Consider the following 11943-nt stretch of genomic DNA (forward strand, 5'->3'; position numbering starts at 1 on the left):
TGCTGCTATAAAAGCTGTACACAACCGGAATGAGGAATTTTGAATTATTCTTATTGCAAACAGGACTTCCCTTTTTTTATCTGAAAGTAGGCTTGGCTTTAGTGTTTTCATTTGTCATTACCTATTTTTCGGTTCCTACAATCATTAAAATTTCACGCAGAAAAAATCTGATGGACGAGCCCGGACAGAGAAGTTCGCACCTCAGAAAAATACCCAATCTTGGCGGAATTGCTATTTTCTATTCTATAGGAATTTGTGCTTCTATTTTTGCCCACGAAATTTTTGATCTCTACAAATTTCTTTTTGCATCATTGATCATTCTTCTTTACGTTGGTGTAATGGATGACATTATGGTGATGAGAGCTTACAAAAAACTGATTGCTCAGATTTTGGTTTCAGTGGTGTTGGTGATGGGTTCGGATGTGCGTATCAGAAGTCTGTTTGGGATTTTTGGCGTTTACGAGCTTAACTATTTTATCAGCGTTATTTTTACCGTAGTTACCTTTATCATTTTAATTAATGCTTTCAACCTGATAGATGGAATAGATGGTTTGGCGGGAGGATATTCTCTGCTATGCAGTGCACTTTTCGGGATCAGTTATTACCGTTTAGGAGAATATAATTATCCGTTGGTAATTCTGTCGGTATGTATTATAGGGTCTGTTTTGGCGTTTTTGTATTATAATCTCTCTCACTACCGCTCTACCAAGATATTTATGGGCGATACGGGTTCGATGCTTTTAGGATTTTTGCTGGCGTTTACAGCGGTTTGTTTTATTGATATCTTTATTGACAAGGAAATCCCCAATATGCCCCGCTATCATTTGAAATCTGCACCGGCAATTGCTGTAGCGATTTTGATATTACCAATTGTAGATACGCTTAATGTCATCATCATCAGATGTATTAATAAAAAATCACCGTTTGAGGCAGATAAGAATCATATTCATCATAAACTGATCAGAATGAATCTTACTCACCGAAGATCGAGCTTTTATATCATGTGTTATTATCTTATGATCATTATTGTCGCATACTTTCTGAGACATATTGATGTGAATCTTCTGCTGATTGTTGTTTTGTCTCTTGGGTTTTTGGGCGCTTACCTTCCGGACATTGTCACAAAGGTTCAAAAACTAAAAACACAACCTTAACTTTAAATTTCTATTTTTGCAAATTAATTTTTATTCAGTAATGAAAAATTTGAATTATTACCTGTTAATATTGTTGCCATTCTTTTTGTCATCTTGTATTGCACCGAAAGATGTAAAATATATGCAGCCCAGCGAAAGTCTGGTAATCAATGAAGAAGGGCTGATCCCATATAATATTCCAGTATACAGAGTTACTAAAAATGACATTTTAAAACTGGATATTGTAACTACTCCGAAAGGTGATGCTGCTCAGTTTTACAGCACAATGTATGCGCCTGGTTCCACAGTAAATAATATCACTGTGGCCGGAGGTGCCGGTACCGGTGGTAACGCTATGATTTATTTCACCGGACTGAAAGTTGATTCCAACGGAGATATAAATATTTTCGGAATCGGTTTTGTGAAAGCAGAAGGAAGAACTGTTGAAGATATCTCCAAAGATATTCAGGATAAAGTGAACGAAAATTTTCAGGAAGGCAAATCTGAGGTTCGTCTGAATACTGCCGGAATTACTTATTACGTTTTAGGTGATGTGGAAACCACCGGAATGACAGGTGAAAAAGTCGTAATGAAAAATACACTTACTTTATCGGAAGCAATCTCAATCAACGGAGGTTTGAACAGAACAATCGACAGAAAAAATATTGTTATTCACAGAAAGTATCCTGAAGGAATTAAAAGAGCAAAAATAGACCTTACACGAGAAGATGTAATGAATTCGCCTTATTATTATGTACAGAATGGTGATGAAATTTTTCTTACCACAAGAGGCAGAAGTCTTAACGGATTCGGGAAAGATCCTGTGCAGACAATTATAAGCGGGGTTTCTGTGTTTACTACAGCTTTATCAGTTTATTTACTTATCAAAAATCTATAGTATGATTCCGGAAAGAGAAAATAAGACAGATAAGATTCAGCCTAAAGAAAAGACAGGTTCATTTGCGATTTTTGATATTGAGCATTTCATAAGAAGAGTAATCAGAAACTGGTACTGGTTTGTGCTTATGCTGATGTTGGGTTACGGAATTGCCTATGTTTACGGTAAATATTATGCTCAGAATATTTTTGCTTCAAATCTTTCTTTAAGTGTTTCAAATAATACAGCAAGTTATTTCACACCCAATCAATCCATCAACTTCATCTGGGGACAGGGGGGAAATCAGGATGGAATTTATTTAAAGAAAATGTTACTTTCACGTACTCACAATGAGTTTTTGGTGAAAGAGCTGGGCCTGTTTGTGAATTATAAAACCAAAGGTGTTATTAAAGCGACCTACCTCGATAAGGAAGATTCGCCGGTATTTGTGGAAATAGACAAAAAGCATTTCCAGCAGGTAAATTATCCGATTACTATAGTGCCCAAAGCCAATGGTACATATGAAGTTCAGCTTCCGGAAGAAGGTGAGTCCACAAATCTTTACAACTACGAGTATGAAGGTTTTCATAATGTTGATGCCTATACAAGGCCTGGAAACAAAACTGTAAAAGTTAATGAATGGTATACCACGCCAAATCTCAGATTCAGATTAGTGCCTAACCCAAAAACACTGGCAATAAAACTTGATAATATAATTGTAGAACTTTCTACGGTAAATGATGCTGTAAACGGCATTATTGGTACAATGGCTGTAGATTTTGACAAGGAAATCAATACCATTATGATTATTACCAAAACAGGATATAATCTGAACAGTACCGTTAATTTCCTGAATAAATCTGTTGCCGAACTTCAGAAGAAACGATTTGCAGACAAAAATATTCTGGATGAAAATACAAAAGAATATCTTGAAGACAATCTGAAATCTATCAGAAAAAAATTAGATTCAAGTGCTCAGGTAATGAACTATCTGAAGACTTCAGAAAAACTTTACGATATCAAAAACAGAGATGAAAAATCTCTGGAAAGAATAAAAGAACTTGAAACCAAAAAAGCCGATCTTTTAAGCAAACTCAGCTCACTCAACACCATCAGAAACAGTGTTGACGGACAGAATTTTGAGAAAATGATCAGTACTTCCGCTGCAGGTTTTGAAGATGGTCTCTTCCAGGCATCTGTGGCAGAAATGAAAGCTTTGTATGCTAAAAGAAGGGAGATGTCGGCAATTTATACTCCCAATTCAGAGCCTATGAAGGAGATCAACAGACTCATCAGTGAGGCCAGAGTAAATTCAAATGGTGCTCTGAGAAATTACCATACAGTTTACACCTCTGAGATATCAAAGATTGACCAGCAGATCGGCACTGCCAATATGGATCTAGACACTTACCCAGAAAAACAGAGAAGATATTTGGATGCTGAACGTGGATACAATATGATTGAAGCTACGTACAACAGTATTCTGTCAAGACAGAATGAAAGCCAACTGAGACTTGCCACCAATAAATCGGATATTTCAGTAATCGACCCTGCAAAAAATCTTGGACAGGGACCTATCGGACCAAACGTACAGGGGACCAAGTCGATGATTATGGGTGGGCTGTTGTTACTTCCATTATTTTTCATCGGTGTCGGAGCATTTTTAGATACAAAAATCAGAAATATAAAAGAGCTTCTGAGTGTAACAAAAATTCCACTTTTGGGCGTTATTGGGAACAATGGCAACGGAGATACGATGCTTACCGTACTGGAGCAGCCAAAATCGTCAGTTTCAGAATCCTTCAGGGGAATCAGGGCTAATATGAGATTCCTGTCTGGTGAGAACGACAAAAGTAAAGTCATTCTTGTGACATCATCTGTTGGTGGTGAAGGTAAAACTTATGTATCAATCAATCTTTCTTCAGTATTGGGACTGAGTGACAAAAAAACGATATTGTTGGGAATGGATCTTAGAAAGCCAAAAATTTTCAATGATTTTAATATTGACAATAAATTTGGTATCTCAAATTACCTTACTGGTGAAGTGGGAATTGAGAAAATTATCAACAAAACAAGAATTCCGAATCTGGATGTGGCAACGTCCGGACCCATACCTCCGAATCCTTCTGAACTTTTGATGAGCGAAAAAAACATCCAGTTTATTGAGGAACTCCGTACCATGTATGATTTCATTGTTATTGATTCTCCTCCTGTAGGTTTGGTTGCAGATTCATTTGAACAGATGAAGCATTCTGATGCCAATCTTTATGTAGTGAGACATGAGTATACAGAGAAATATATGCTCAAAATGATTACAGAAAAATACCACGATAACGAGATCAAGCATTTGGGAATTGTCTACAACGATTACAATACCAAGCAGGGTTATGGCTATGGTTACGGCTACGGTTATGGCTATGGTTACGGCTATTTTGATGAAGACAAAAACTACAAAGAGCCACTGTTAATCAGGGTAAGAAATAAACTGCGTGATTTTTTCAACAAAAAATAGAGTAATACCCTCTTTTTTGAGGGTTTTATTTTTTTAAATTGAACCCTTCTTTCAGTTTTTCAGAAAAAAAAGGTTCACAAAAATTTTAATATTTTAATGATTTTATAAAAAAAATAAATAGCCTTCAAAATTTCTAAAAATGTGTGCAAAATAGGATAAAAAGAATATTTTTAACATTTTGCCGTTTAGTTACATATTAATTATGTTTTTTTGTTTATTTTTAACTAATCATTAAGATTATCATTAATATAAAAATGTTTTATATTTGCAAAAATTAAATTTTAAAATAACCATAAATCCGTATTCTTTTATGAATAAAAAATTATTGTTTAGCTTCCTAACCATTTTTAGCGTAATGGTATCAGTGAAAGCTCAAAGAAACGAATTGGGAATTCGATTGGGGATGAGTAATCTTGTTGGCGATATTGGTAAAACAAATTATATCCTGCAAAAACCTTTGGATTTAGACAGAGCTTCTGAATGGGGATTTCCTTTTTATGGTGGTTTATTATACAGATTTAATTTTAACCCTTATCAGACTGTAAGATTAGACGTTGGTTACAATCAGGTTCAGTTCAGCGATAAGGCTGCAAAAGAAGAGTACAGAAGAAACCGTAACTCATTTGGGAAAAATGATATCTACGAAGCAAGTTTGCTTTTTGAATACAACCTTTTCCCTGTAAACAATGAACAGATGAGTATGTTGAGTCCATATGTTTTTGCCGGTTTCGGAGGGATTATGTTTGATGCTCCTAAAGCTACTGTGAGACACGATTACAGAAGAGATGCCAACGGAGTAGCTCAGGCACCGATTGACGAGCTTGATTTTGTAACTACTGTTGATTATTCTTTAGGAAAAAAAATAGCACCTATTGTACCGTTTGGTGTCGGTTTGAAATATAAATTCAACCACGGATGGGCAGTTTTTGCAGAAGCAACTTTCAGACTTGCTGTAACAGATCAGTTAGATCACAGTAAAGTTCTGAGAACAGATGTGAACTCAAGCTATAATGCAGAAATTTTGAGCCCAAATACTGGAGGTTCATTACTTGAGACAGGGAATTATTTTATTGTTTCTAAAGAAAGAGAAGCAGAATTCATCAGAACCAGAAATGTAGGTGACGGTGAATCAAGAGATTGGTTGAATACCTTCAGCCTTGGTCTTACCTACTCATTCGGAAGACCTCCTTGTTATTGTGATTAATTAAATTATGTCGTTGATTAAAGATAAAATAGACCCCGAAAAATTACCACAGCACGTTGCTATCATCATGGATGGTAATGGAAGATGGGCAAAGTCAAGGGGTGAAGAAAGAACATTTGGCCACAAAAATGCCATCGATGCTGTAAGAAATGCAATTAACGCATGTAATGAAGTTCATATTCCTTACCTCACGCTGTACACGTTTTCATCAGAAAACTGGAAGCGTCCTGAGGAGGAAGTAAATACCTTAATGAATCTTCTTACCGAAACACTGCTTTTGGAAGCAGAGGAGATTTTTACCAAAGGCCTGCGTCTTCATGTGATAGGAAATGTAGACAAGCTTTCGTCTTTGGTGAGAGATCAGTTGCTCCATGTAGTAGATCTTACCAAAGATAATACCAAAGGCAATTTGATTCTGGCAATCAGCTATGGTTCTCAGGAAGAAATCCTGAATGCTGTAAGGAAAATCGGTAACGATGTAAAAGAAGGAAAAATTGAAGTTGAAGATATTAACGAACAACTATTCGAAAATTACTTATATACAAAAAATTTCCCTCCTGTAGATCTGTTGATAAGAACGAGCGGTGAAGTGCGCATCAGCAATTTCCTGCTTTGGCAAATCGCATACGCAGAACTGCAGTTCCTCGATATTCTCTGGCCGGATTTTACCAAAGATGTTTTCTTTCAATGTATTGTAAACTATCAGAACAAAGAAAGAAGATATGGCCTCACAGGAGAACAAATCAATATCCAGTAAATTTTTTAGAAAAGAAAGACTACGATAAAATGAAGTTTAGATTATTACCCATCATTATGTTTGCGGCTTCTGCACATTTTTATGGACAAGTAACACCACAGGACAGTACCGCTGTGAATACAAGCATACTGGCAGATAATCAGCAGGGCGCTTATACCCTGAAAGATATTGTTGTGGATGGGGTAAAAAAATATACACCTGCTCAGATTTTGAGATTTACAGGTCTGTCGAAAGGAGAGATTGTAGACATTCCGGGGCAAAAGATCAGTAATGGGATCAAAAAGCTTTGGGATACACAGTCTTTTTCTGAAGTGGAGGTGTATGTAGAGAGTGTTGAAGGGCAAACTGTAGTTTTAAAATTTTATCTTCAGGATCTTAAAGAGCTTGGAGAAGTTAAATTTGCAGGAAAAGGCATTGGTAAATCCAAGAACGAAAAACTGGCGAAAGACAACAACCTGAAGCCAGGTACAAAGATTACCCAAAACCTTGTTTCAAGTCTTAAAACCAACCTTCCCAAAGATTATGTGAAGAAAGGTTTTGCAGACGCCAGCATCAGCATTCAGGAGAAAGTAAATGCCAACGATCCGAATATGGTAGACTGGACGATTAATGTCGATAAAGGCAAGAGAATCAAAATCAGCCATATCGAGTTTGAAGGAAACGATAACGTGACCGATGCTAAACTTAGAAAAAAAGCATTCAAAGAAACCAAACAGAAGAGATTCGGGATCGGAGGTATCCTGAAATCATCCAAATTCATTGAAGAAAAGTATCAGGAAGATAAACAGGGTCTTGTGAACTACTACAACTCTTTGGGTTACAGAGATGCAAAAATTGTCTCAGATTCTGTATGGAGAAACAAAAAAAATAATTACGAAATCAACGTAAAACTGAGTGAAGGTAAAAAATATTACATCGGTGATATTACTTTTACCGGAAATACAGTTTATCCTACAGAATATCTTCAGAGACTTCTGGGGTATAAGAAAGGTGATATCTACGATGCGGTAGGTTTCAATAAAAAAGTTGGTGAAGATGGTGGTAAGGAAGATGATTCAGACATCAAATCGATGTACATGAACAACGGTTACCTTTTCTCCAATGTGACGCCGGTAGAAAAGTCAGTAAGCGGAGATGCCGTAAATCTGGAAATCCGTATCAATGAAGGTGAGCAGGCAACATGGAACCGTGTAACCTGGGAAGGGAATACAACCACTCATGACCACGTAATCCTTCGTTCGTTAAGAACAAAACCGGGTGAGCTTTTCAAAAAATCTGAAATCAAAAGAACATATTTCGATCTGGCGGGGATGTCATTCTTCGATCCTCAGCAGATCGGTCAGGATATTAACCCAAATCAGCAGGACAATACGGTTGACTTAAACTGGAAACTTGTTGAAAAAGGATCTTCACAGGTTCAGCTTCAGGCAGGTTACGGTGGTAACAGTTTCATCGGTACTTTAGGTCTTACATTTAATAACTTCTCACTGAGAAACTTCCTTAAATTTAAAGACTTCAGACCTGTACCTCAGGGTGATGGGCAGACATTGTCTATTCAGGCGCAGGCTGGGCAGTATTTCCAGAACTACGGGATTTCATTTACAGAGCCATGGTTGTTCGGTACAAAACCGACAGCACTTTCAGTAAGTTTAAACAATTCAAGGGTAAATTACAGCCAGTTCAACGGTCCGGATCAGAAATTAAATATTTTCTCAGCAACAGTAGGTCTAAACAGACTCTTAAGATGGCCGGATGATTATTTCTCACTATACACAGGTCTTCAGTTCCAGAAGTATAATTTCAGCAATTATCCTTTTGAATTCGGAAGTTCAACAGAATTGTACGGTACTGCAAATAACTTAAGTTTAAATATTGGTTTAAGCAGAAACTCGGCGGGGATAGATCCTATTTTCCCTACAATGGGTTCAAATATTGAATTGTCAGGTAAATTTACGCCGCCATATTCATTATTTAAGGCTAAAAATTATTCTTCCATGACTCCTGTTGAGAAATACAAGTGGATGGAATTCTATAAAATCAAATTCAAAGCTGATGTTTACAACGAAGTTCTTGGGAAATTAGTACTTAGATCTTCCGCAGAAATGGGCTTCATGGATGGTTACGACAAAGCTTTGGGAGCGCCGCCGTTTGAAAGATTCTACGTTGGTGGTACGGGTCTTTTCGGAGGTAGATTTGACGGTAGAGAACTTATTCCTTTAAGAGGTTACGAAAATGCTTCTACTTACGGTGGAACATTAGATGACATTACGCCAACAGGTGGAGGTACTATTTACAACAGATTTACGTTAGAGTTAAGATATCCAATCTCAATGAGCCAGACAGCCAAGATTTATGCATTAACTTTTGCTGAAGGTGGTAACGTTTGGAACTCATGGTCAAATTACAATCCTTTTACACTCAAAAGATCCGTGGGTGTAGGGGTAAGAGTCTACATGGGAGCCTTCGGTTTAATTGGTTTTGACTTCGCATACGGTTTCGATAAAACAGTATTGGGAACAGAGCCTTCAGGTTGGAAGACACACTTCTTAATGAACCAATCTTTATAATTATGAAATCTTTAAAAGCTTTTATTTTTCTATTCGTTTTTTCTGCATCATTTTTAAATGCACAGAAAATAGGTGTTGTTGATACAGAGTATATTCTCGGAATGCTTCCGCAATACAAAGAAGCTGAAGCAAGATTAAACTCCCAGATTGATACATGGCAGAACGAACTGCAAAGTCAGCAGTCTGAATATGAAAAGAAAAGATCAGCTTTTGAAAACGAAAAAGTTTTATTAATCGGCGATCAGCTGAGACTTCGTGAAAAGGAAGTTTTAGATTTAGAAAAAAATATTAAGACTACCACAAGTTTAAGATTCGGATCTACCGGAGAGATCAGCAAGCTGAGAGCCAACCTGATGACACCTTTTCAGGATCAGATCTGGGCCGCCATTCAGAGAATGTCTGAGAAAAACGGGCTGGGCATGGTTCTTGATAAAACAGACAACAATGTAATTTTCCTCCAGAAGAGATATGATTATACCGATAAGGTTTTAGACATACTTTTAAAAGGAACAGACAAAGAAAAAAAGAGCAAAAAATAAATTCTGATTGCAGTAATTAACTTTTTACTATTTTTGCAATCAAAGAAAAAAACAAAATTATCTATTTACCTATTATGAAAAAATTAAGTGTATTATTTGCAGCGATATTGATGATGGCCTCTTTCGGAATGGCTAAAGCGCAAAAAGTTGCTACTTTAGATGTATTCGGAGTATTGAATGCAATGCCTGAAAAAAAGAAAGCGGATACAGATCTTAAAGCTTTTGCAGATACTAAAGAAGCTGAAATCAAGAAAAAAATGGAAGCAGCTCAGACCAAGTATGATCTTTATATGAAAGAAGCTCAGACTAAAACTGAAGCTGAGAACAAAGCGAGAGGAGACGAAATGAAGAAACTTCAGGATGAGATTACTGCAATGCAGCAAAAAGCTCAGAAAGATCTTCAGGCTAAGCAGGATACTGCTTTCAACCCAATCGAAGCAAAATTAAATACAGCAATCGAGAAAGTATCTAAAGCTGGTGGTTACGAATTCGTTTTAGACGGAAATTCAACTTCATTGGTCTATAAAAACGGTGCAGATATCACAGACGCTGTAAAAAAAGAACTGGCTATTAAATAATTATTTTAATTCCAAATAATAATCACCACCTTTATTCTTTATTAAAGGTGGTTTTTTTATTTTTGTGCCATGGAAAAAGAAGTCTCAACAACGGTAAAAGTCAGATTCAGCGACTGTGATCCGATAGGTCATCTGAATAATGTGAAGTACCTGGATTACATGTTCAATGCCAGAGAAGATCATGTAGAAACCTACTATGGCTTTACCTATGAAGAATATACCAAAAAAACAGGCTGTACATGGATTACAGTTCAGAACGAAATTGCTTATCTCAGAGAAGTCCGTTACAATCATCAGGTGGTGATCAGCAGTAAAACCATAGAAATCAATGAGCGTACGGCAAAAGTTGAAATTCTGATGAAAAGTCCTGATGAGAAAACTATTCACGCTGTAATGTGGGTAACTGTAATTTATTTTAATATGAAAACCAGAAGATCAGAAACACATCCTCCGGAAATCATCGAAACTTTCGGTAAATTCTTTGTTGATCTTGAGCAGAAAGATTTCCAGGCGAGAGTAAAATTTTTAAGATCACAAAACGCAAAAAATTCTTAGTATGAAAAAAATCGCAGTTATTGGCGGAAACGGACAGTTGGGAAACTGTATCAGAAAACTCGCTTTCGATTTTGAAAGCAGGTATGAATTTATTTTTACAGATTCAAAAACTTTAGACATCACAGATAAAGATCAAATCGATGATTTTTTCTACGACAATAAACCTGAATTCTGCATCAACGCTTCTGCATACACGGCGGTTGATCTGGCGGAAAAAGAAGAAGAAAAAGCTTTCGCGGTAAACGCTGTTGCAGTAGGAAATCTTGCGGAAGTATGTAAGGAGTACAAAACTACACTCATCCATGTTTCAACAGATTACGTTTTTGATGGTGAAACCAATTTAGATTATTCCGAAGAAGATTTTACCAGCCCGATTGGTGTTTATGGAGCATCTAAGAGAGAAGGTGAGGAGCTGGCTTTAGAGAACAATCCTAAAACAGTTATTCTTCGAACTTCATGGCTTTACTCAGAGTTCAACAAGAATTTTGTGAAAACGATGCTCAACTTATTTTCGCAAAAAGATGAGCTTGGAATTGTGGGTGATCAGTTCGGGCAACCGACCAATGCAAACGATTTGGCAGAAGCTATCTTAAAAATCATTGAAACCGAACCAAAAACCTACGGAATTTTTCATTTTTCAAACTATCCGGAAACGACTTGGTTTGAGTTTGCAAAAAAGATCGCTGAATTTTCAGGATCTCCGGTGAAGCTGAATTCACTGACAACCGAACAGTATCCAACTCCTGCCAAAAGACCTAAAAGAAGCACGATGAATTTAGATAAAATCGAAAAAATTTATAACATCGAGCCTAAGCACTGGGAAAACAGTCTTCAGGATGCAGTTGCTATTCTTAAAAATTAACTTTAATTCGATGAATAAATTTCACATTATATTTTTCGTCTTGATTTCGCAGATCTTTTTTAGCCAAAATGTTCTTCTTAATAAGGTGGAAAAGGTAAATGACAATACTGATAAATCTTTTTCTTTACTTTCAGAAAACAGTAAAAATGCTGAGTATTTGGGAGAAATTGAAGTAAGGGGCTTTTCCATTGATGATGCAGCAGTATTTTCTTCTATTTACAAAAAGGCAAAAGAAATCGGTGCAAATTCTTATTCGGTAAAACCTTTTGAGACCATTGATGGTTCGCCTTCGAAGTTTGATCCGGGGCATTACAGATTGAATCTGTATTTTCTGAATAAAGATGCTGCTCCGAAAAAAA

Annotated in this window: 10 protein-coding genes and 1 pseudogene; all 11 read left to right on the forward strand. The window is 36.5% G+C overall.

The window, feature by feature from the left end; genetic code table 11:
• The first annotated feature begins 29 nt into the window (after positions 1–29).
• Positions 30–1154 carry an MraY family glycosyltransferase gene (locus ASG21_RS03410; protein ID WP_056075916.1) on the forward strand — a complete coding sequence of 375 codons (1125 nt, stop codon included), beginning with the start codon at positions 30–32 and terminating at the stop codon, positions 1152–1154.
• Positions 1155–1194: 40 nt separating this feature from the next.
• Positions 1195–2031, forward strand: a complete 837-nt coding sequence (locus ASG21_RS03415; RefSeq protein ID WP_056075919.1) for a polysaccharide biosynthesis/export family protein — start codon at positions 1195–1197, stop codon at positions 2029–2031.
• 1 nt (position 2032) lies between these two features.
• Complete coding sequence (locus tag ASG21_RS03420; RefSeq protein ID WP_056075924.1) at positions 2033–4522, forward strand: polysaccharide biosynthesis tyrosine autokinase; 2490 nt, start codon at positions 2033–2035, stop codon at positions 4520–4522.
• A 310-nt stretch (positions 4523–4832) separates the two neighbouring features.
• The gene (locus tag ASG21_RS03425) at positions 4833–5726 is read left to right on the forward strand and encodes a DUF6089 family protein (protein ID WP_056075926.1); all 894 of its coding nucleotides are present in this window, start codon (positions 4833–4835) and stop codon (positions 5724–5726) included.
• Between the two features lie 7 nt (positions 5727–5733).
• Positions 5734–6483 (forward strand): polyprenyl diphosphate synthase, encoded by a 750-nt coding sequence (uppS, locus tag ASG21_RS03430; protein WP_056075929.1) that lies wholly within the window; start codon positions 5734–5736, stop codon positions 6481–6483.
• A gap of 29 nt (positions 6484–6512) precedes the next feature.
• Complete coding sequence (bamA, locus tag ASG21_RS03435) at positions 6513–9050, forward strand: outer membrane protein assembly factor BamA (protein ID WP_056075933.1); 2538 nt, start codon at positions 6513–6515, stop codon at positions 9048–9050.
• A 2-nt stretch (positions 9051–9052) separates the two neighbouring features.
• A complete protein-coding gene (locus ASG21_RS03440) occupies positions 9053–9589 on the forward strand; it encodes an OmpH family outer membrane protein (protein WP_056075936.1) in 537 nt (178 codons plus the stop codon).
• A 74-nt stretch (positions 9590–9663) separates the two neighbouring features.
• Positions 9664–10167: an OmpH family outer membrane protein gene (locus ASG21_RS03445; protein WP_056075940.1), complete on the forward strand. Its 504-nt coding sequence runs from the start codon at positions 9664–9666 to the stop codon at positions 10165–10167.
• 69 nt (positions 10168–10236) lie between these two features.
• Complete coding sequence (locus ASG21_RS03450) at positions 10237–10722, forward strand: acyl-CoA thioesterase (RefSeq protein ID WP_056075943.1); 486 nt, start codon at positions 10237–10239, stop codon at positions 10720–10722.
• A gap of 1 nt (position 10723) precedes the next feature.
• Positions 10724–11584 carry a dTDP-4-dehydrorhamnose reductase gene (gene rfbD, locus ASG21_RS03455; protein ID WP_056075946.1) on the forward strand — a complete coding sequence of 287 codons (861 nt, stop codon included), beginning with the start codon at positions 10724–10726 and terminating at the stop codon, positions 11582–11584.
• A 10-nt stretch (positions 11585–11594) separates the two neighbouring features.
• A pseudogene (locus ASG21_RS20540) lies at positions 11595–11943 on the forward strand (hypothetical protein); the annotation flags it as partial.

It is taken from the genome of Chryseobacterium sp. Leaf394 (genome assembly GCF_001424105.1).
Taxonomy (GTDB): Bacteria; Bacteroidota; Bacteroidia; order Flavobacteriales; family Weeksellaceae; genus Chryseobacterium.